Source organism: Synechococcus sp. UW106 (genome assembly GCF_900474015.1).
Taxonomy (GTDB): Bacteria; Cyanobacteriota; Cyanobacteriia; order PCC-6307; family Cyanobiaceae; genus Parasynechococcus.
Map to the genome: position 1 here is coordinate 93,061 of NZ_UCNV01000008.1, position 16,666 is coordinate 109,726.

General features: G+C 54.3%; 31 protein-coding genes. 13 read left to right on the forward strand and 18 right to left on the reverse strand.

Translation table 11 applies throughout. The annotated features are described in order from the left end of the window. Positions 1-10 precede the first annotated feature (10 nt). The 3 genes from DXY30_RS05190 to DXY30_RS05195 all read right to left on the reverse strand — a co-directional run bounded on the left by DXY30_RS05190 (position 11) and on the right by DXY30_RS05195 (position 1,390). A complete protein-coding gene (locus tag DXY30_RS05190) occupies positions 11-910 on the reverse strand; it encodes a DUF481 domain-containing protein (protein ID WP_115093662.1) in 900 nt (299 codons plus the stop codon). 4 nt (positions 911-914) lie between these two features. Continuing rightward, positions 915-1,040 (reverse strand): hypothetical protein, encoded by a 126-nt coding sequence (locus DXY30_RS14540; RefSeq protein WP_255453056.1) that lies wholly within the window; start codon positions 1,038-1,040, stop codon positions 915-917. Between the two features lie 80 nt (positions 1,041-1,120). After that, entirely contained in the window at positions 1,121-1,390 is a 270-nt protein-coding gene (locus tag DXY30_RS05195) for a hypothetical protein (RefSeq protein ID WP_115024260.1), read from the reverse strand. A 96-nt stretch (positions 1,391-1,486) separates the two neighbouring features. On the opposite strand from DXY30_RS05195, the gene DXY30_RS05200 reads away from it, so the two are divergent. After that, positions 1,487-1,711 (forward strand): hypothetical protein, encoded by a 225-nt coding sequence (locus tag DXY30_RS05200; RefSeq protein WP_115023489.1) that lies wholly within the window; start codon positions 1,487-1,489, stop codon positions 1,709-1,711. On the opposite strand, the gene DXY30_RS05205 is transcribed toward DXY30_RS05200, so the two are convergent. Together DXY30_RS05205 and DXY30_RS05210 are read right to left on the reverse strand one after the other, a co-directional pair. Then, the gene (locus DXY30_RS05205; protein WP_115093663.1) at positions 1,694-2,464 is read right to left on the reverse strand and encodes a sulfite exporter TauE/SafE family protein; all 771 of its coding nucleotides are present in this window, start codon (positions 2,462-2,464) and stop codon (positions 1,694-1,696) included. The genes DXY30_RS05200 and DXY30_RS05205 overlap by 18 nt on opposite strands. Positions 2,465-2,498: 34 nt before the next feature. Then, positions 2,499-2,996 carry a hypothetical protein gene (locus DXY30_RS05210; RefSeq protein WP_115093664.1) on the reverse strand — a complete coding sequence of 166 codons (498 nt, stop codon included), beginning with the start codon at positions 2,994-2,996 and terminating at the stop codon, positions 2,499-2,501. 77 nt (positions 2,997-3,073) lie between these two features. On the opposite strand from DXY30_RS05210, the gene DXY30_RS13945 reads away from it, so the two are divergent. Continuing rightward, positions 3,074-3,244, forward strand: coding sequence for a hypothetical protein (locus tag DXY30_RS13945; RefSeq protein WP_170951140.1), 171 nt, complete (start codon positions 3,074-3,076; stop codon positions 3,242-3,244). A 148-nt stretch (positions 3,245-3,392) separates the two neighbouring features. Here DXY30_RS13945 and DXY30_RS13950 read toward each other — a convergent pair whose 3' ends face one another. After that, a complete protein-coding gene (locus tag DXY30_RS13950; protein WP_170951141.1) occupies positions 3,393-3,551 on the reverse strand; it encodes a hypothetical protein in 159 nt (52 codons plus the stop codon). A gap of 188 nt (positions 3,552-3,739) precedes the next feature. Here DXY30_RS13950 and DXY30_RS05215 point away from each other — a divergent pair, with 188 nt between their 5' ends. From DXY30_RS05215 to DXY30_RS14305, 4 genes are all read left to right on the forward strand, one after another. Next, the gene (locus DXY30_RS05215; RefSeq protein WP_115024259.1) at positions 3,740-3,958 is read left to right on the forward strand and encodes a CP12 domain-containing protein; all 219 of its coding nucleotides are present in this window, start codon (positions 3,740-3,742) and stop codon (positions 3,956-3,958) included. A 110-nt stretch (positions 3,959-4,068) separates the two neighbouring features. Then, entirely contained in the window at positions 4,069-4,566 is a 498-nt protein-coding gene (locus DXY30_RS05220; RefSeq protein ID WP_115093665.1) for a DoxX family protein, read from the forward strand. A 109-nt stretch (positions 4,567-4,675) separates the two neighbouring features. After that, a complete protein-coding gene (locus tag DXY30_RS13955) occupies positions 4,676-4,831 on the forward strand; it encodes a hypothetical protein (RefSeq protein WP_170951142.1) in 156 nt (51 codons plus the stop codon). 193 nt (positions 4,832-5,024) lie between these two features. Next, positions 5,025-5,333, forward strand: a complete 309-nt coding sequence (locus tag DXY30_RS14305) for a hypothetical protein (protein WP_244281287.1) — start codon at positions 5,025-5,027, stop codon at positions 5,331-5,333. Here the strand turns inward: DXY30_RS14305 and DXY30_RS05230 are convergent. The 3 genes from DXY30_RS05230 to rpsU all read right to left on the reverse strand — a co-directional run bounded on the left by DXY30_RS05230 (position 5,311) and on the right by rpsU (position 6,615). Continuing rightward, positions 5,311-5,979, reverse strand: coding sequence for a hypothetical protein (locus DXY30_RS05230; RefSeq protein WP_115093666.1), 669 nt, complete (start codon positions 5,977-5,979; stop codon positions 5,311-5,313). The genes DXY30_RS14305 and DXY30_RS05230 overlap by 23 nt on opposite strands. A gap of 3 nt (positions 5,980-5,982) precedes the next feature. Continuing rightward, complete coding sequence (locus DXY30_RS05235) at positions 5,983-6,222, reverse strand: hypothetical protein (RefSeq protein ID WP_115093667.1); 240 nt, start codon at positions 6,220-6,222, stop codon at positions 5,983-5,985. 216 nt (positions 6,223-6,438) lie between these two features. Then, on the reverse strand, positions 6,439-6,615 hold the full coding sequence (gene rpsU, locus DXY30_RS05240) for a 30S ribosomal protein S21 (RefSeq protein WP_009790002.1): 177 nt from the start codon (positions 6,613-6,615) through the stop codon (positions 6,439-6,441). A gap of 294 nt (positions 6,616-6,909) precedes the next feature. On the opposite strand from rpsU, the gene DXY30_RS13960 reads away from it, so the two are divergent. After that, complete coding sequence (locus tag DXY30_RS13960) at positions 6,910-7,065, forward strand: hypothetical protein (RefSeq protein WP_170951143.1); 156 nt, start codon at positions 6,910-6,912, stop codon at positions 7,063-7,065. Between the two features lie 12 nt (positions 7,066-7,077). Here the strand turns inward: DXY30_RS13960 and DXY30_RS05245 are convergent, their stop codons facing one another. The 4 genes from DXY30_RS05245 to DXY30_RS05260 all read right to left on the reverse strand — a co-directional run bounded on the left by DXY30_RS05245 (position 7,078) and on the right by DXY30_RS05260 (position 10,187). Next, the gene (locus DXY30_RS05245; protein ID WP_115093668.1) at positions 7,078-7,395 is read right to left on the reverse strand and encodes a hypothetical protein; all 318 of its coding nucleotides are present in this window, start codon (positions 7,393-7,395) and stop codon (positions 7,078-7,080) included. Between the two features lie 312 nt (positions 7,396-7,707). After that, positions 7,708-8,205 carry an early protein (E6) gene (locus DXY30_RS14420; RefSeq protein WP_115093669.1) on the reverse strand — a complete coding sequence of 166 codons (498 nt, stop codon included), beginning with the start codon at positions 8,203-8,205 and terminating at the stop codon, positions 7,708-7,710. Positions 8,206-8,208: 3 nt separating this feature from the next. Continuing rightward, entirely contained in the window at positions 8,209-9,585 is a 1,377-nt protein-coding gene (locus DXY30_RS05255; protein WP_115093670.1) for a DUF2130 domain-containing protein, read from the reverse strand. Positions 9,586-9,821: 236 nt separating this feature from the next. Beyond that, a complete protein-coding gene (locus DXY30_RS05260) occupies positions 9,822-10,187 on the reverse strand; it encodes a DUF1499 domain-containing protein (RefSeq protein ID WP_115094197.1) in 366 nt (121 codons plus the stop codon). Positions 10,188-10,421: 234 nt separating this feature from the next. On the opposite strand from DXY30_RS05260, the gene DXY30_RS13965 reads away from it, so the two are divergent. Continuing rightward, positions 10,422-10,598, forward strand: coding sequence for a hypothetical protein (locus DXY30_RS13965; RefSeq protein WP_170951144.1), 177 nt, complete (start codon positions 10,422-10,424; stop codon positions 10,596-10,598). A 198-nt stretch (positions 10,599-10,796) separates the two neighbouring features. Here DXY30_RS13965 and DXY30_RS13970 read toward each other — a convergent pair whose 3' ends face one another. Then, positions 10,797-10,970 carry a hypothetical protein gene (locus DXY30_RS13970; RefSeq protein WP_170951145.1) on the reverse strand — a complete coding sequence of 58 codons (174 nt, stop codon included), beginning with the start codon at positions 10,968-10,970 and terminating at the stop codon, positions 10,797-10,799. Positions 10,971-11,153: 183 nt separating this feature from the next. Between DXY30_RS13970 and DXY30_RS13975 the strand changes: the two genes are divergently transcribed. Further along, complete coding sequence (locus DXY30_RS13975; RefSeq protein WP_170951146.1) at positions 11,154-11,330, forward strand: hypothetical protein; 177 nt, start codon at positions 11,154-11,156, stop codon at positions 11,328-11,330. Between the two features lie 345 nt (positions 11,331-11,675). Here the strand turns inward: DXY30_RS13975 and DXY30_RS14545 are convergent, their stop codons facing one another. From DXY30_RS14545 to DXY30_RS05275, 3 genes are all read right to left on the reverse strand, one after another. Then, entirely contained in the window at positions 11,676-11,798 is a 123-nt protein-coding gene (locus DXY30_RS14545) for a hypothetical protein (RefSeq protein WP_256359541.1), read from the reverse strand. 85 nt (positions 11,799-11,883) lie between these two features. Then, a complete protein-coding gene (locus DXY30_RS05270; protein ID WP_115093672.1) occupies positions 11,884-13,344 on the reverse strand; it encodes a glycosyl hydrolase family 57 in 1,461 nt (486 codons plus the stop codon). A gap of 12 nt (positions 13,345-13,356) precedes the next feature. Continuing rightward, on the reverse strand, positions 13,357-13,698 hold the full coding sequence (locus DXY30_RS05275; RefSeq protein WP_115094199.1) for a hypothetical protein: 342 nt from the start codon (positions 13,696-13,698) through the stop codon (positions 13,357-13,359). 157 nt (positions 13,699-13,855) lie between these two features. On the opposite strand from DXY30_RS05275, the gene DXY30_RS05280 reads away from it, so the two are divergent. Together DXY30_RS05280 and DXY30_RS13980 are read left to right on the forward strand one after the other, a co-directional pair. Further along, positions 13,856-14,119, forward strand: coding sequence for a phenylpyruvate tautomerase MIF-related protein (locus DXY30_RS05280; RefSeq protein WP_115094200.1), 264 nt, complete (start codon positions 13,856-13,858; stop codon positions 14,117-14,119). 208 nt (positions 14,120-14,327) lie between these two features. Then, positions 14,328-14,492: a hypothetical protein gene (locus DXY30_RS13980; RefSeq protein ID WP_170951147.1), complete on the forward strand. Its 165-nt coding sequence runs from the start codon at positions 14,328-14,330 to the stop codon at positions 14,490-14,492. A gap of 135 nt (positions 14,493-14,627) precedes the next feature. On the opposite strand, the gene DXY30_RS13985 is transcribed toward DXY30_RS13980, so the two are convergent. After that, positions 14,628-14,792 (reverse strand): hypothetical protein, encoded by a 165-nt coding sequence (locus tag DXY30_RS13985; protein ID WP_170951148.1) that lies wholly within the window; start codon positions 14,790-14,792, stop codon positions 14,628-14,630. On the opposite strand from DXY30_RS13985, the gene DXY30_RS13990 reads away from it, so the two are divergent. Then, entirely contained in the window at positions 14,782-15,216 is a 435-nt protein-coding gene (locus DXY30_RS13990; protein ID WP_170951149.1) for a hypothetical protein, read from the forward strand. The two genes, DXY30_RS13985 and DXY30_RS13990, sit on opposite strands and share 11 nt — an antisense overlap. Positions 15,217-15,401: 185 nt before the next feature. Continuing rightward, entirely contained in the window at positions 15,402-16,601 is a 1,200-nt protein-coding gene (locus DXY30_RS05285; protein ID WP_115093673.1) for a hypothetical protein, read from the forward strand. Positions 16,602-16,666: the final 65 nt, after the last annotated feature.

Genomic DNA, 16,666 nt, shown 5'->3' on the forward strand with positions numbered 1-16,666 from the left:
GGTGTTGTCATCAGAAGTCGGCGCCCACCTGAGCTGTGATGGTGTTGTTCACCTGTGGAGTGCTCATGCTTTGGTAAATCGATTGGACCCGCAATGTTGTGAACAACTTGCTGTTCACGGCGGGGTAGTAACGGACCTCAGCGGTAAGGGTGTTGCCTGGTTGAATCTCGTTCGCCCAGACCGTTGTGAATTGGTTTTGAAGTCCAAACTTCAGAGTTGGCAAGGGTTTCCAGCTGAGATCTGCGGTGAGCGTTGCGCCGCCGTAGGTGTTGCCGCAAGATGTGTCGCTGGCACAGGTGATGCCTCCTCCGCTCCACTGCACCGAAGGGCCGATGGACACGGTGAAATCAGTTGTTTCTGACTTCATCAGTGGGAAAGCCACACCGATGTTTCCCAGAACGGTGTTCACCCCGGAATCATTGGTGCCGTTGTACTGGTAACTGCTCAGAGCAAACAAATCGAGGTTGGATCCGAAGGGTTTGTCGTATCGGAGTTCCGCGGATCCCTTCTCCGTATCGATGGAGAGTGCCTCCCCCGAATCCTTCGACTTGCTTGCATTGAAACTGCCACTCAACGACAGCTTCTGCTGTTCATCTTTGTAGCGGGTTTTTCCGGTGAAGCTGATCGACATGGAGCTGTCGCCGTCCTTCTCATTTCCGATGAGACCCGCGGACACAGAGCTCGTCCAGAGGGGCTTGGTTTCGGCCGGTTGGAGTTGTTCTGCGGTGAGTTCCAACCGCCCCAACTGGGGGTGGTTGAGCACCGTTGTTCCATCCTCTGAATTCCGCTCAATCAGTTCCCCGTGAAGACTGTCTCCGTTGCGCAGGGTTAGCGTGACGGTTTCGGCCCAGCTCAGACTGGGGAGCATGCCGAGGGACAGCAGTCCAGCGGTGGCGAGAAAACGGTGCATGGCGTCAGTTGAAAAAACCTTTGGACTGCAGCCAGAGGCCGACGGCGAGCAGTGGCCCGAAGCCGGCGATCAAAACTGTGATCTTCAGCCGCAGTGGTGACACCTGCGGGTCGTTCTGGCGAAGAGCCATGGCTTGGAACAAAGGTTGATGAACTTAAACGGTGCCCTACGTCAGTGCCTGTTCCCATGACGACCGACGTGATCTCCTCTTCAGAGCTCGTACTCCTCTTCAAATTGCTGGATTAGGCCCTTGTAAAGCGCGAGCAGGCCTTCTGTTTCTTCGCAGAATCCGTCGGTGGTGTACTTAGCGATGAGATTCACCACGGCGCTTCGGATCTGCGTGAAGGCGCCGAGGTACTCAGCCTGAATGTCCTCATTCCGGATGTCGTTGATCAGCGCGCCCACTAGCTCAATTTTTCGCTTGGCAGCGGCCATTTCCGCTTCCATGTCCTTGTTGAGCTTGCGGCGTTTCTTCGGCATCCCCTCAATTGGATCAATCACCGACATTACGGGAGCCGCCGGCCCTCCTTGTTCAACCAGCTTCCCTTAGCGTTGAGAGGATTAACCCCTGGGCTTGTGGATCGGACCTTTCGTGGCGTTGCTTATGTGTCCGTCTGGGTGGTGATTTGGGGAACTGTGGCGTCCCTGATGGACTGGATGTTGCTGACGGGTGAGGTCTATGAAACAGCCAGTGCTGGTCAGGCGGTGACGTTCATTGCCTACGGGGCTGCAACGGTGGTACTGGCAACGCGATTCTCTGGGCGTTTCCTTGAGGGCTCCGATTCAGAGACAGCGGATTAGAAGAGATCCCCCCATCAGCAGCGCCAAGATTTCGAAGCATCGTTTGACCAGACGACTTCCTTTCACAAGTGAGTAGTGGGCGCCCAGAAAGCCTCCGATGAGCGACCCGAGAACCAGTGCTGGCAGCCAGTCCCAGCGGATCTCTCCGCTCAAACCCAGCACCAGCGCCCCCATCCCATTCCATCCCAACCCCACCAAAACCAGCGTGTGGGCTACGGCTCTCGCGTAGCTCAGTCCGAACCAGCGCACCAGCCAAAGGGTGACAAACAAACCTGTCCCGGAGGTCAGTGAACCGTTGAGGACGCCAATGATGAACAGTCCGCAGGCTCCGACTCCGACGGTGCTGGCCGTCAGGGGGCGGAGCTCGTCCATCGTTCCCAGATCTGGTTTCCGCGCCGAGTAAAGCCCCAGCCCCAGCGTCAGCAGGCCGAGGCTTGCGGTGGCCGCTTGATCTGGCAGGGCAAGAACCATGCTGGCGCCCAAGCAGACCCCTGGTAAACCGGCACCGAGCACCACTGCAGAGCGTTTGAGGTCAAGGCTGCTGGCTCGCCAGTGACGCCCCGTCGCTCCGAGCCCCAGAGCAACGCTGGCAACCTTGTGAGTGGCCAGTGCCATGGCAAATGGAAGGCCAAGAAGGATGAGCGCTGGGAGTTGAACCAGTCCAGCGCCACCGCCCGCTAGTGCTGATAGGCCATTGGCTCCAATGGCAATACCCAAGAGGGCGATTTGGGTTAGCAGTTCGGAAACACTCATGCCTGCTTGGCTTGGCGCATCGCGATAGGCCTGTTCAATCTCGTGTCAGGAAGGCAATGGGCACCGAAAACGTGATGATGCGATGGGGCTCCCCAGGGAGAACGGCGACGCAGGCCACCTCTCGGTCAGCGTGGGCCTCACGAGACTGCACGACGAAGGCCGTGGCGTCTTCGATGCTCCACATTGGGGCATCACCGCAACGGCGTTCATCCCTGTAAGCCTGCCAAACCTCTGCGAAAGCCTCTCCCTCCTCTCCGTTCTTCATTTCGGTGAGAGCTTGTTCCAAGCCCACGTCCTCAAAACGCTCGAACAGCTGCACCATCAAAGGGTGAGCAATGGTGGATGAGGCCTTCAACGTCGAGTTGATCGTGCCGATTGCACTCACGATCAGTTTCGGTTTGGTGCGTCTTGCATCGATCACTCCGACAGGCAGGTTCAGATCCCAGCTTGGATGTCCGCTGACGGCACAGGCCAGATCAAACAGTCCCACGCTGCATTGCTTGATCAGGTTCTGAATGGTCTGCCGATCCATAGTTCTGTCGTTCGCGGCTCGATTCGCCGTTTGCACTCCAGTGTTGCCAGGATGGCCCTCGAATGGTGACGTTGAGGATGTCCCTGGTTCAGATTTACCTTGATGCTGTCACCCACCAGGTGATCACCACCGAAGAGCTTGCTTACGTTTCGGGCAATCAGGATGGCTTTGATCGCACTGAGTTGAAGCTCACAGCGCGACTCGAACATCTGATTGGTGTTGGAAATATCAGTATTGGAACGCGCTAACTAGCCAAACAAAATCCGCTGCAGACGATTAAGCAATTGCCGAATCGTTCTTTTCTCACGACTGAAAATCATGCGGTCATGTGACAACATCGCGCAGCTCACCCGATTTCAGCATCTGATAGGCGGGAAATGATGCGGAGTCAAGCCTTCAAGGGAGCGCCACAACCCCGGACCATATCTGGAGAACATCGGGTGCCCCCTGGGTCAGGGCCGATACGGCGCTAGCCGAACCAATCCCGATGCCGAGCACAACCCCTACGGCAAAGACAAGAAGTCCTGTCAGAACACTGCGATCGGAAAACGGCATGCACTGGATGATCAGCCTCCCTGACTTTCCTTCGGGGAGCGTCAGATGGCTACCTCGATGTCACAGGACGTGATGGGTTCTTGGGATGAGCTGTTGTGTGCTTTCGACCACAAAGGTAGATCTACCGACTGATCGAAATGGGTCGTCTTCGCTAACAACCAAATGTCAGACAGATGACGGTTCAAGTCATGAAAACGATTGACGAGCACATTCAGAAGGATCAAGAGGAGTTCCTCAAGGCCCTGTCTGATCACAACGACGGCAAAGTGCGTCATCTCACGGAAGAGCTGCAGTGGTTGTTGGATCACAAAAAGGAATTTCCCGATGATCCCCATGACCCCTCTCCCCTGGAACTGTTCTGCGAGCAGAATCCCGATGAGCCTGAGTGCCTGGTCTATGACGACTGAGTCGCCCAGGCGAGCTGAGTAGAAGTACTCATCAGTGGGCCGCCCTTCGGCGCGGACCCGCACTGCAACACACAACTTATTTAAATTGTGTGTAGTCGATTGGCTTTGCAGTGATTCGCGCCATCCTTTCCCGTCCCATTGCAGGCGACCTGGGTCTGCTTGTCCTCCGGGTGTTCACGGGAGCTCTGCTGATTCACCACGGCTACGAGAAGCTCGCCAATATCGAAAATTTTGCCGATGCATTCGTTCGTCCGTTGCATCTGCCTTTTCCGATCCTGCTCTCCTATGTCGCGGCGTTCTCGGAGGTGATCGGAAGCTGGTTGCTGATTACAGGATTGTTGACGCGGATGGGGGCATTGGCGGTTGCGGGAACCATCTCCGTCGCCATCTATCACGCCATCGTCACAGCCGGCTTCAACATCTATCTGCTCGAGCTTCTCGGGCTGTACTTCGCGGCAGCTGTTGCCGTGTTGGCCTGTGGACCTGGTGTGTTCTCCATTGATGAGCTCATCGCTCGTCGTCTAGAGCCAAACATGGAGTTTTCTGCTGAGCTGAATGAAGGCTTCTCCAAGAGCGGTGTTCTTGAAGAAGCAGTTGCCGGACGTTGAAGATCCTCGATTGATCGTTTGACCTAGCCCCGCCTTGCGGGGCTTTTTTCTTGGCTGGCTACGGTTTGGGGTGAAGAGGCGTCAGAATCGAAAGAGTTGGTTCAACGCAATGAAAGAGGTCAGTCTGTTGGAAATGATTGGTCGTTCATTGGCCAAGGTTGCTGCCGGCGCTGGTGTCGCAGCAGTATTGATCTGGCTGACCTACGTGCTGCTGGATTTTGGACATATGCAGTCTGGCTTCACCCTGCCTCAATCCAGTTATTGAGCAAGGATGGAGTGGAATGATTTCGCGACGCCTTTTCTGATCATCTCCTCTCTGCTGATTGTCCTGCAGATCAGTTGGATTGGAGTCATGCTGAGACAAAGACGTCGCAGACGCTTAGGGGAACCGCTCAGTTCCAAGGTGTTTCACCGTGAACTTGAGAGGATTTTTTCCAACTGAGTGAACATCCTGAATCATGAAACAACTGCCTGGCCAACGGGATATAAACATGCCTCGTTGGCTAAAAACCGGTCTTGCAGCAACGGTCACTCTGGTGAGCACTATTTGGCTGCTTTCGCTACTTCCTTTTTTGTTACTTGCAGCGTTAGTTCTGTCAATTTTGCTTATCCCAATCACCCGACGTCTCCGACGGGACATGGAAGAAGCCGGTTTCAGTGTTGATGGATCGTTTAAAAGAGAAAATCGCCGTGATGTCAACATCACTCCATGGCATCGCCAGCTCCGTAATGTCTGGAGAGACGTCAGCTCCGGAAAAGATCTTTAGCCATCGAACGATAACGACCAAGAGAACTTCCTCCGCGTCTGGCACGTGTTGATAAACGTTGCCCTGGAAGAAGATGCAGAGGGGCGTAATTCACGAGTGTCGGTTCTGAACTCTCTTTCTGTTCAGATGCCAACACTTCGGCAATGGCTTCAGCAGTGGTCTGTGTGGGTGTTGGGTTTTGCGAAACCGCTTCCACCTTGATTGGCTTGATTGCAACAGACGAGGTGTCACCTTGTCCGGTCAGTTTGGTTGAGCCGAGGGGCCAGAGAAAGACAAGACTCAGCAGAAGAGCGACTGCGGCAGTCAGGGTGCCAGTGAGTCCAAACGCCAGGCCCTGAAAATTCCAAAGTAGCCCCGAACCAGCCATGCCGAGGGTTCCGATGGTGGCGAGGATCAAGCCGAGGAATGAAGCCTGAGGTGCTCTGACTTTGAGCGGCTGGGTGTCTTCGCTGGATACAACGGGTAGGACTCGCGGTTCAGGTCGCAGCAATACAAAGCTGATCCCCAGAAGCACCAAGGATGTCACGGTGCTGCCAAGCCCCAAAGTACGACCCTGAAAATTCCAAAGCAGACCTCCACCGGCCAGGCCTGAAACACCGAGTGTTGCCAGAGCAAGACCACTTAAGAAGGGAAGACGGTTGCGCATGACTCAGTTGCTCCGGTTCTGCATGGCGGCGTAGGCAATGGCTCCGCCGCTGATCACTGTCAAAAATCCAGCGCTCATCAGGAAGCCCACCAACATGGCGAATCCCAGAAAAGAGCCCAGAAGAGACATTTTGATTCGAAGCAGTTTTGACTTCATCAGCAACACCAACAGCAAGACGATGGTGGCCTTCAGGCCGGCAATTTTTGCTGCACTGATGGGACAAAATGGGTTGAACAACACCATCGGGTGGTTTTTGTCGGTCTAAAGCGTTGATTAATTCTGGCGAAAACAGAGACGTACCGTGACATTCCGCCCTTAGGAGACGAGCAGTTCAAGCAGTACACAAGCCCTGGACGTTTCTGGTGAAACCGATCCCTTCGGCGGTGTCTGTTATGGGCAATTGATGGCTCATAAAAAAACGGGCCCTGGGGCCCGTTTCGTCGATTCGACGTTGCTGGATCAGCGGCGGCGGTTGCGGGAGCGTTGCTTCAGCTTGCGCTTGTACTTCTCAACGGGGGTTTCGTGGTGACGGATCCGACGCAGATCAGAAAAGATGCCGGCTTTGGCGACGGAGCGTTTGAAGCGACGCAACGCGGATTCAATACCTTCGTTCTCGCCGACTGTGACCTGACTCATCCGTTCCCCGAAAGAGAGCAATAAACATCGACTTTAACAGCCACCCTCTCGTCCTGACGCAGGGCAGATTCTGTGGCCACCCCCCTCGCCAGGCGTGACAAGCCTTGGCGGGATCAGCGCGAAACGCGTTCAGCAATTCGGCAGCGGCTCAACGGTCTGATGCCCCGCTTCGGCTTTAAGACCTATGGACTGCTTTGCTGCCTGCATTCTTTTGCGTGACGCTTGTTGAAGAGATGGTGGCGCTTCCACGCTTCTGCTTTGGGATAGGTTCATCACCTTCAGCAGGTCTTCGTCTTGACCATCACGCACTGCCCCCTGTGCATTGGCCTGGCTGTTCTATCGGCAGTTCGATTCATTGCCCATTGCGTCATGGCAGTTCAACTCGAACGCAGCACAGCAGGAGACTCGACCCATCCCGCCATGCTTCTGGGGACTGTGTTTGAGATTTGAAGGAAGTCTCCTTCAGGGATCTTTGGGATCGATCAGCTGGAGATAGGCCATGTCAGACCTCTGTAGAGCTTCGTCGTCATGGGGTTCCTCACCGCTGAAGAGGAGTTGAAGGATGCGACCACGATCCATGCCACGGTCGACCACCTCTTGCCATAAGCGTGAGGTGAGTTCAGGATCACGCCATTCGAGCTGGGCATCGCTCAGGGCTCGGGTCATGGCGAAATAGCTCTGCCGATCATTGCGGAGCCGGTCTTCGGAAATGCTCTGCTGAACCGGCGGCTTCAGCAGGCTGCGGATTCTTTCCGAGGCCGCTCTAAGCATCTTTGGCATCTTCGTCTTGCGACTCAGCTCAGTCTGATTCGGCCCTCAGGGCTGACAACAGAGTGAAATGCCTATGACGGCAGAGAATTGAGTATTTGGACTTACCCCAGTGGAACGGTAGCGCTGATGACTTTTTGTAAAGTGGATCCGGTTAAGTTTGATCGAGTTCTCTCAGGCCCGTGGAAATACTTGTGCTTGCAGCTGTATTTGTCCCTTTTTCAGCACTCGTTATGAATGCATTTTCTGGTGACTCTGAAGACGATTTCGACTTTCTCTAAATGGAATCCAAACTCCTAGCATTATTGGCATTCGGCGCCGCAATCATGACCCTGTGGGCTTGGTTGATGGCGAATTTGCCGCAGATGGCGTCTGACCAGAACAAGCCAAGCAGCCGCCGTTGATGCGATAGGGCGCTAAGTGTCCACGAAGGCAGGTGGTTCCGCGAAAAAAGAGTTTTTTTCCTTGCTCTCGAGCATGAGCATCAGTAAGGGGTAGCTTCAGCCATCGCTCGGGAACTTGTCCTACCAATATCGATCTGGCCTCAACAGCTGCTTGGCGTCGTTCTTTTTCCTCCCGATCGTTTTTGCGATAAACCCCTTCAATTTGGAGTTCTCTCGCACATCGCTCGCAAGCGTTCACGGTGGGTTTGCGACGCGCTGTGTTGAGCGACAATTTGTCGCTGGGTACCTCTCGCTCTGCTCCACAGCTGCAGCGGCACCACCAGTAAACGTTCCCTGCTTTGGTTCGACGTTCGGAAGCGCGCACTACAGTGAGCTTGCCGTAAACCTCGCCGATACGGTTGCGTGGGCTGGAAGGCATCGTTTAGGCGGATTGTTGGTCAGCTGAATTGTCTAAATCGGCAAACTTGGCTGCCATCGTTGGATTTCTACGGGTCAATTTTTTAACGGTGACATCCTGCGCTTTGTCATTGGCGAGGCGAAGATTTCGATCGGCTCCCATCAGTGCATCCTTGGTTTTTTGGAGATGATCAATGGATTTATCGATTTCATCAATCGCGGTTTGGAAGCGTCTCGAGGCAAGGTCGTAGTTTCGTGAGAATGCCGTTTTGAAGGTTTCGAGATCGTTCTCGAAGTTTGTTACATCAATGTTCTGAGCTTTTACAAGGGCAAGCTCTGCTTTGTACTCAAGCGATTTAAGAGCAGCATTGCGTAGCAACGTGATAAATGGAATAAAAAACTGTGGCCGAATAATATAGGTTTTTGTATAGCGATGAGAAACATCAACAATTCCTGAATTGTACAACTCATTTTCGGGCTCGAGGAGCGATACAAGAACTGCATACTCGCAGTTCTTTTCATTTCTATCTTTATTGAGCTCTTTGAGAAAATCCTCGTTTTTCTTCTTGGTGGCTGTTGTGTCGGCTTCGTTTTTCATCTCAAACATGATTGAGATGATTTCATTGCTGAGTTCGTCTTGGTCGCGGAAGATGTAATCGCCTTTGCTACCACTGCGGGCATCGTTGTCTTTTTCGAAGTAGGCCTTCGGGAAAGCAGCAGCACGAATGCGGTTGAATTCGGTTTCGCAGTGCTGTTCAAGGGTTTCTCCCACCATTTTGGTGGAGAGTCGCGCTTTCATGTCGCGCAGTCGTTCTATGGCTTGATCTCGGTCACTGAGCTGGGTTTCATAGCGCTCCTTGAGCGATTGTGATTCCAGTTGATGCTTCAGCTCTGTTTCGTTTAAAACACTTTGGAGAGCATCTCTTTGCTTCTCAACCGTGCTAACTGCTTCATTCACTGCTAGCTGCTGTTGCATCGAACCGGCATTCAGCTGTGCCTGTAAATCACGAAGTTCACTATCTTTCTGAAGCGTCACAGCTTGCATCTCTTTGGCGAATCTGGTCTCTGCGAGGCGTTGCTGTGTCGCCTGATGTTCACGCATTTGCTGTAGTTCGGCGGCGATTCGATCTCGCTGCTTCTCGGCTTTATTGACAGCATCTTTAATCGCTAATTCTTGATGCATCGCACTTTGCTTGAGTTGGGCTTCAAGCGTCTGCATTTCTGTGTCTTTTTTGGCAATGGCCAATTCGATGGCATTGCGCTTGTCCTGTTCCGCCAGTGCAAGTCGTTTATTCAGTTGTTGTTCAAAGTCTCTATCTCTGACCTGTTTCAGGATGTCGGCATAGCCAGCCTCATCCACCTTGAAGGCTGTGTTGCAGTTGGGGCAGATGATGTCGTGCATGTCTGACGTTTTGTGTTGTTCGATCGCGCCACGTCGTGGCATTTTATCGGGCTCTGGCTAATACGAGTTCAGATCAATGGTTCATGCCGTGTCTGATTGGTTTGACCCTCGCGCGCTTGTGGAAACTGTGCTAACAGCCGGAATTGTGGTGATAGCTGCTTTCGGATTCGTGGCGGGTATGAAGGAGTTGATCTTGGATGTGCGCAATATGCGTCGAGCCAAGGTGTGAGGATCCTTCAGCGCTCTAGGGCGGTCCGAAGCTCCGAAATCCTTGCGGTATTCACACCAAGGTCAGAGTCACCAATCCGAGACTCGGAGCGTGCCTGAATCTGGCTCTTGTCCTCGTCTGCGAATACTTCTAGGTCGTCAATGAAGCCGAAGAATGCGCTGCTTGCCTCCGCATGGAAGTAGGCCTCCCTCTCGTTCACGACAACCATTCGGGGCATTTGCCGAACCAGCGTGTTCAGCTTGTTGAAATCTGCGGTTGGATCTGAGCTCGCCCAGACTTCCCTTGCGCAGTGAGCGGTCGTCTTGCAAGCACGGAGCTCACCGTTGCTGACTCCCAAATCGGCAGGAACGGGGCCGACGAGATGGAACAACATCAGGATTGGAGCCAGTAGGCCGGCAAGAAAGGTCACTGGTCTCTGCGGGAACGTCCGCTCCAGTTGAGCATCCAAAGCCAGACCCCGAAAAGGGTTCCTACCGGCAGTGCAATCACCACAAGCTGACTGATCACGAGTTGACGAGCTTCAGGATCCACTGTTTGTGCTGGTTGGAGGTCCGATAGAGCTGATGGGCACCAGCTTCGCCATCATGGTGATGTTGCGTGGGAGAGGATGTCGAATCCAAGCTGGATTGTGCTGGCCTGGTTGGTTGTGGCGTTTGCTTCTGCCGTCAAGTTTTGGTCGATCACGCGTCCTTACCGCAAGAAAGCTGACCCTTTCAATCAACAAACGGTTGATGAAGCCCGTCAGCGCTTGGAACGACGCTGGCGCAAAGACAGCAAGGTGTAGCGGCTAACGCTCAGCAATCACCCATGCTGTTGCTGCTCTCTGTCGCACGTAAAGATCAGCAAGTTCTCTTGCAAGGGCTTTTAAGGTTTCCAGGTCATTGGTGTCATCGATGGATCGCTTGATCGATTCAGCTTCGAATTGCTGAGGCAGACTTAGGTTCACAACTAACCCAAGAAGTGCGACAACTGTAATCAAACATTATTTGCGTTGTGAGCTGGCTGCCGCCCGTGAGCGTGCGATCTCCTTCTGCCATGCCAAGAGAAGGTCTTTGCTCATCTCCTGAAGCTCTTTGACATCGGTGATCCTGCTGATGTCTCGAGTCCGCTGTTCCAGGTCGAACTGTTGGCCAAGTGTCAGAGCAATGGGCTCCATGGTGACGTCGGCAAGTTGGGCTCAAAGTATCGGTCTGCTCCTGCGTCGTCGTAACAACAGGTACGTTTCAGGCCGGATGTGTTCTGGTGCGTACATGGTTTTGATGACAGAGCATTGCCTGTCGTCGCTTTTTGGTCTGTCTCGTCTGGATATTTCTCAGGATGGGATTGATTGATGGTTTTCATGCACTTTTCCTGGTCGCAACATCTTGAGCTCGCTCGATGCGTTGAGGCTGCTGGTGATCAGCAGCGAGGTGCTTCTCTCGCGCTGATGGGGGTGGGGCTGGCGCTTCTGCTGCGTGATCTTGAACAAGACTTACTCAACGTGCCGAGTCCTTTGGCTCCTGGGCCTCAACTCTGAAACATCTCGATGGGTAAACGTTGACATCAAAAACGGTGTCATCATCAATTCACTACGTTTTAAGGAAGCTCGTAGTGAAGCATTGGAAGGATCTGGACAAAACCTCGAACGACGTTATCGGCTTGAAATCTGGAGAGAGACAGATGGCTGGATGCAAACAAGATGCAGTGATTTAGTCGAACTTGACCGTGAGAGGGATGCAGCCTCGATTTACCTTGAGTTTCACTTGAAAGGTGCCGCCTGAGTATCAGTTCGGTGATTCGGCAGCAGGAAGTGACATCGCGACAAAAAGTGCGATCCCGATTTCAGAAATAGCCATCAGAAGCTCAGTCGCGATCCCCATGATTAGTTGCGGTTCTCGTCGATAGGGGGGAGGTCGCTGGGTTGCATCAAGGCGAACACGACAGCTGCGGTTAGCACAATGCCGATGCCAACCATGGCGATGATCGCCGTCGTGTAGTCGCCCATGACTTGACCTGCGGAAGCACCTACATTACACGAATGTAACGCTCTGTAAAGCGTTTCTCAGTTTTTGGTTCACGGCGGTGGCGGCTTAGCTGCACAGCTTGGAACAATCCTCTTGTCTAAGGCGTTCGTTTCCGCGGCGATGGATCTCGTGTGCGTAATCGGTCCATGCGCCTTGCCCCCAATACCGAAAACAGCTGGTTTCCAGCAGCAGTACATGGAGCAGCGACTCTTGATAGGCCTGCGTGCAGGTGATCGAAGAGTCTCTGTCGACTGTCTGATCAAACAGCGCATGAAACTGAGCACTCAGTTGATTCATGGGGCCCAGCACATTGGCGTAACCCTCCACCCAGCTGAGGTTGTTGGTCCAAGACGCTCCCTCCATGTTGAAACCGGCATCGGTGGCACTCAGCCTGTTGATCGCGCTCTGAATACCGTCTGCAGTGGCGTTGTCCCCCGCCTCACTCCAGAGGCGGTGTTGCTGAACAGCCTGAATGGTCGGGAAGTGGCTGGGATTCACCCCGCTCCGCTCAAGTGCTTCGATGTATTCACTGCCATTGATGGCAACTGTGCCATTGGGGTTGTCACGGATTTGGCGATTGGCCTGACGGAACGCCTCAGGGAATTCATTCATCATCACGCCCCCGTTTTCTCCATCGGCAATCTGGCTTACGAGCGATGGCACATCGACCTCGCCGAGCTGTTGGCGGTCGCAGCCAAGCGCCTCGTAATAAGGCTGCATTTGTCCCACCAGCTTGGTGTCTGAGCCCTGGGTCTTGATCAGCGCTGTGATGCAGGCTTCCTCGCCTTTGCTGTTCCTGGCAAGAAGCCGATTGGGAACAAAGCACTGGTCGCGCTGCAGTGGGCTGCCGTCGATGCGCTCGACGCTGTGCTCCTGGACCAGTAGCCACTGATATCCGGCATCCTTCAGGGCTTTGACAAATTCGAACAAGGTGTCGGGATGGTTCGGTAGTGCCATCTCCGGTGGGGAAAATCCCTTGACGCGTTCCAATGCTGCTCTGCCGAAACAGGCCTCGAACTGCTGTTGCCAGGCGCTGATCTGCAGTTTCAGGTCTGGGATCGGTGTTGATGGGGCAACGGCATGACTCCAGAACGTTCCAAGCCATTCCACGTGCTCCTGCATCAGGGGATCACAGGCCAGGTAATGAAGTGCGTCGCCGATATCGCGACGCCCCATCTGTTCGATTCCCCAGAGCAAATTGCCGGAATAGTCGAGCATGATTCTTGGGGAGCAGCCCTCGTTGATCAGTTCTGGCAGGAGCTCGGCAAGACGGCGGTAGCAGTGCGCGAAGGGTTCAGCGTTGTGGTTATCACCTTCGTTGGGGTGATCCAGCATGTACTGAAGATGGGAAATCAATGTGTTGCCCGCTCCCGCTGGCACCGTCGGTTGGTGCATGTGGAGAGCACAGGCAAATCCCGAACGAAGTTGCTCAAACTTGATCGCGCTGGTCGACCAGGCCTGACGTGGCTTGAGCATCAAGGCTGCAACGTCCTGTTCGCGGCCGCTGATCGGTGGGCAGGTTGTCATTGAATTCGCTCGTTATTGCCAGCTAGCACGCGGTGTTTGGCGCAGCATGCCTTCCCAATGATCTCTCCATGTGTTCTGATCGCCAATGCCGGCCAGTAGTTCCACTTCGGCCGGGGCCCGATCCAATCGCTGTCTCCAGCAGGTGATGTCTTCGGCTTGATCAAGCCAAATGTTTATGACATCTTGCCGAATCGAATCAACATCCCAGTTTTGTTGATCGGCAATGTGTTGTGACCAATGCATCAACTCGTCGAGGCTGAGAGGCCTGAAGCCCATTAATTTTAGGCCTGTGATCTGCTCAAGTTCAAAACGGCGCATAACATCTCCCAGCCCAAAGAAATGAAGAAGGATCATGGCACTGATCACTTTCTTAGGGAACTTACGAGCTTTTTTTGAGGCACGCTGTTCAGATTGAGGATCTTTTCTTTTGGAAATGTTTGATGTTGATCGCTAGTCATGCTTGGCACTCGCTGTTGGAGAGTGCCAGGCTTTGTCTAGCTTTCTTGCCGCAATTCCCCTCATCAATGTGCGCACATCGTTGCCGGCCCTTAAGGATGGATCGGCTTTGCTGCAGGAGCTTTCCTCCGAGTTGGCCAATCAAACGGGCAAGCCGGAGGCCTACGTGATGACCCTCTTGGAGACGGGAGTACCGATGACGGCCGCATTCTGTGAACTGATCCAGGTGCGCACCGGGATCCCCGCCAGTCGGGTATACATCGGCTTTGAAGATGTCCAGGCCAGCTGCTGGGGCTGGAACGGCAACACTTTCGGTTGAGCTTCAGCACTGAAAGCCCCCATTCGCCCCGTCTGGTCGTGTCAATCACGAGGGCTGCTCTTGAGGCGGTTGAACGGCTACACACCGATTTTTGTTGTCGATTTTGCAGAACCATTCGGTTGGGTAACAACAGCTGCTAACAGCAGGTAACAGCCCAAATCGGTGCATCAATAACCTTCCTTAGCGTTGTTCAACACGAATGATTGCTGTGAGTGAATCTTTCGGAGGTCTGCCCAACAAGGAGTTGAGTTCTGGGGTGTCGCAATGGTGGCGTGAACGGGTTCAACACCTGATTGATTGCGGGCGAGCCGAAGACGCTCGGTGTCTGTATTTGGAGTTCGGCGAAGACAGCGCGGGAAGCCTGCACCTCTGAAGACCACACATAAAAAAGGAGGGTTCCCTAAGCCCTCCTGGAGTCGACGCATTACCCCTCACCGGGGTGCACTAAGTGTTACGTACTGAACAAAGTGGCGCTGTAAGTGTTGATACCTATTCTTGATGGCGTGGATCAACCTAAGGATTGTTCTTGGCGCCGCAGGGTCTCGTAGGCCTGCCAAAGGCCTTCTACTTCTGAGCACACCTCCTGACGATTGCAGACGCGATAACGGCCCTGGCCGATGGCATCAATTGTTGAGCCCTTGGAGGTGGCGCAGATTCGACTGATGCTCGCCATGGAAATCCTTCGTGGGATCAAGGATCTACAGCCACGCGGGTTCCCCTTGCACGCTTGTTTTGCACTTCTAAATCTCTTTGGTGAAAGAAAAGAGCCATGGCTGTGGGTGTGCCGTTATGCCTCAGTTGTGATTGATCTGCACATCAGCGTCGAGCCAAAAAAAGAAACCGGGCATGGCCCGGTTTCTTTCATGCTTGTGAGTTGCTTACAGATCGCTCAGGCTTTCGAAGGCTTGGTGGTGAGTGCTGCAGACATGGCTGTGGCCAAAAGCATGCATCCGGCGACGGCGAGGAAACCCATGGTTCAGGGGCAGAGGCTTATGCATCATTCCCACAGATGGCGTCAGCTTTTGTTGCTGTTGGCACGGAATTCGGAAGAGCCTTTGTTTTGGTCGCCCTCTGCCGTTTTCACAGGCATCTTCTGACGGTCGAGGCATGAGGAACAAAGCAATTTCCCCTTGTTGCGCCAGTAGGCCGCCATCGAGCGTTCGATGCGCATTGAGCACTAATCAGGGGGCTTGACGCCAGTGCTAGCAGGCTATTAGGAGGCTCTTAGATGGCAGAAGTGAAACATTTCTAGTACGTTAGATGCGCAGGAAGTTTCGGGTTGATGCCAAAGCAAGCCTGGGCAGAACCAACCAAGGAGCTGCGAAGCCTGTTCCCTGAGGTCGAGGGTCTGAGGCTCCGATCTGCGAAGCGCGGTGGCAAGACCGTGTATCAGGTGCTGTTCGAGGTCGACGGCAAGAGCAAGGCCCTCCAGCTCGATGCCACCTCCCCGACCCAGGCATACGAAGCCGCGAAGGTAGTGCTGGCGGAAAGGACAACAGGCAAGGTCACCAGTGGCCGCATCCCACCCGCTGGACTTCTCAGGCGAACAGAGATTGCAGCTCGTCAGTCGATCCTTGATGAGGGTTTAAGGCAGGAAACGACTCACGCAAAGGTCAGAGCACTTGAGGCTGCCGTCGGCTGGTTTACCGAGCGGGGACTGGGCCTGACTGCCAACACCCTTCTCGACTGCATCCGTGCCACTGATCGCACCAAGAGGGAACGCCGATCACGCACCACCGCGTGCAGGCTTCTGGCCAAAGAGGCAGGTATCCCGTTGGAGGTGCCATCAGGGCTGCTGTATCTGAACCCTGGTGCAAAGCGTCGTGAGGTTCATGGTGTCGACGAGAAGCTGCTGTATCGGGAGCTGAACAACCTGGAGAAGATCCCTGACTGGGCTCGCTACATCTTTCGAGTGGTCGCCTGTACTGGCTGCAGAGCTAACGCCGTCTTCTCGATGGAGATCCCACGGGGGCCGATCACCCCTGGACCGAAATCGATCATGCGCTATGTCGACTCAAAGCGGACTACCGATCGGATCGTCTACTGCGATGCCACGTCGAGCCTGTTGCTCGGGGATGAGAACGCATGGAACGTATGGCGGCTGTGGGAGGTGCCTGAGGAGATCGAAGCCTTGCAACACCGTGGCCGCTACCCCACCGACGAGGAACTGTTTGCTGGCAACCGACTGACTGCCTCTGCTCAGCAGAAATTGCGGCGGGCGTACCCAGAGGCCCCGCGTTGGTTGGAGTACATGACCTTCCGGTATCTGCGCCACCTGACCGTCAAGCGACTGTTTGCCCTGCCAGGGATGGATGAATACAAGGTCTCCCAGTTGGTGTCGACGAGCGTTGCTCAGCTCCAAAAGACATACGGCCAGCTCTACAAGGCAACGGCGGTATCCACGGTCCACGATGCCTTGCCCTGGAAGATCGCTTCGACCGAGGAAGACGCCAAGGCTGCACTCAGGAAGGCCCTCGACTGACCCCCGAGACACCATGGGTAGTGTCAATAGCCTTGCCTGAGTCTCACCATGCCACTAGGCTGACG

What these genes read in the sequence shown, in the direction of transcription:
- DXY30_RS05190 (WP_115093662.1), bottom strand. Translation starts at nt 910, where the DNA reads ATGCACCGTTTTCTCGCCACCGCTGGACTGCTGTCCCTCGGCATGCTC.
- DXY30_RS14540 (WP_255453056.1), bottom strand. Translation starts at nt 1,040, where the DNA reads ATGGCTCTTCGCCAGAACGACCCGCAGGTGTCACCACTGCGGCTGAAG.
- DXY30_RS05195 (WP_115024260.1), bottom strand. Translation starts at nt 1,390, where the DNA reads ATGCCGAAGAAACGCCGCAAGCTCAACAAGGACATGGAAGCGGAAATG.
- DXY30_RS05205 (WP_115093663.1), bottom strand. Translation starts at nt 2,464, where the DNA reads ATGAGTGTTTCCGAACTGCTAACCCAAATCGCCCTCTTGGGTATTGCC.
- DXY30_RS05210 (WP_115093664.1), bottom strand. Translation starts at nt 2,996, where the DNA reads ATGGATCGGCAGACCATTCAGAACCTGATCAAGCAATGCAGCGTGGGA.
- DXY30_RS13945 (WP_170951140.1), top strand. Translation starts at nt 3,074, where the DNA reads ATGTCCCTGGTTCAGATTTACCTTGATGCTGTCACCCACCAGGTGATC.
- DXY30_RS13950 (WP_170951141.1), bottom strand. Translation starts at nt 3,551, where the DNA reads ATGCCGTTTTCCGATCGCAGTGTTCTGACAGGACTTCTTGTCTTTGCC.
- DXY30_RS05215 (WP_115024259.1), top strand. Translation starts at nt 3,740, where the DNA reads ATGAAAACGATTGACGAGCACATTCAGAAGGATCAAGAGGAGTTCCTC.
- DXY30_RS13955 (WP_170951142.1), top strand. Translation starts at nt 4,676, where the DNA reads ATGAAAGAGGTCAGTCTGTTGGAAATGATTGGTCGTTCATTGGCCAAG.
- DXY30_RS14305 (WP_244281287.1), top strand. Translation starts at nt 5,025, where the DNA reads ATGAAACAACTGCCTGGCCAACGGGATATAAACATGCCTCGTTGGCTA.
- DXY30_RS05230 (WP_115093666.1), bottom strand. Translation starts at nt 5,979, where the DNA reads ATGCGCAACCGTCTTCCCTTCTTAAGTGGTCTTGCTCTGGCAACACTC.
- DXY30_RS05235 (WP_115093667.1), bottom strand. Translation starts at nt 6,222, where the DNA reads ATGGTGTTGTTCAACCCATTTTGTCCCATCAGTGCAGCAAAAATTGCC.
- rpsU (WP_009790002.1), bottom strand. Translation starts at nt 6,615, where the DNA reads ATGAGTCAGGTCACAGTCGGCGAGAACGAAGGTATTGAATCCGCGTTG.
- DXY30_RS05245 (WP_115093668.1), bottom strand. Translation starts at nt 7,395, where the DNA reads ATGCCAAAGATGCTTAGAGCGGCCTCGGAAAGAATCCGCAGCCTGCTG.
- DXY30_RS14420 (WP_115093669.1), bottom strand. Translation starts at nt 8,205, where the DNA reads ATGCCTTCCAGCCCACGCAACCGTATCGGCGAGGTTTACGGCAAGCTC.
- DXY30_RS05255 (WP_115093670.1), bottom strand. Translation starts at nt 9,585, where the DNA reads ATGCACGACATCATCTGCCCCAACTGCAACACAGCCTTCAAGGTGGAT.
- DXY30_RS05260 (WP_115094197.1), bottom strand. Translation starts at nt 10,187, where the DNA reads ATGTTGTTCCATCTCGTCGGCCCCGTTCCTGCCGATTTGGGAGTCAGC.
- DXY30_RS13965 (WP_170951144.1), top strand. Translation starts at nt 10,422, where the DNA reads ATGTCGAATCCAAGCTGGATTGTGCTGGCCTGGTTGGTTGTGGCGTTT.
- DXY30_RS13970 (WP_170951145.1), bottom strand. Translation starts at nt 10,970, where the DNA reads ATGGAGCCCATTGCTCTGACACTTGGCCAACAGTTCGACCTGGAACAG.
- DXY30_RS13975 (WP_170951146.1), top strand. Translation starts at nt 11,154, where the DNA reads ATGCACTTTTCCTGGTCGCAACATCTTGAGCTCGCTCGATGCGTTGAG.
- DXY30_RS14545 (WP_256359541.1), bottom strand. Translation starts at nt 11,798, where the DNA reads ATGGGCGACTACACGACGGCGATCATCGCCATGGTTGGCATCGGCATT.
- DXY30_RS05270 (WP_115093672.1), bottom strand. Translation starts at nt 13,344, where the DNA reads ATGACAACCTGCCCACCGATCAGCGGCCGCGAACAGGACGTTGCAGCC.
- DXY30_RS05275 (WP_115094199.1), bottom strand. Translation starts at nt 13,698, where the DNA reads ATGATCCTTCTTCATTTCTTTGGGCTGGGAGATGTTATGCGCCGTTTT.
- DXY30_RS13990 (WP_170951149.1), top strand. Translation starts at nt 14,782, where the DNA reads ATGCTCGCCATGGAAATCCTTCGTGGGATCAAGGATCTACAGCCACGC.
- DXY30_RS13985 (WP_170951148.1), bottom strand. Translation starts at nt 14,792, where the DNA reads ATGGCGAGCATCAGTCGAATCTGCGCCACCTCCAAGGGCTCAACAATT.
- DXY30_RS05285 (WP_115093673.1), top strand. Translation starts at nt 15,402, where the DNA reads ATGCCAAAGCAAGCCTGGGCAGAACCAACCAAGGAGCTGCGAAGCCTG.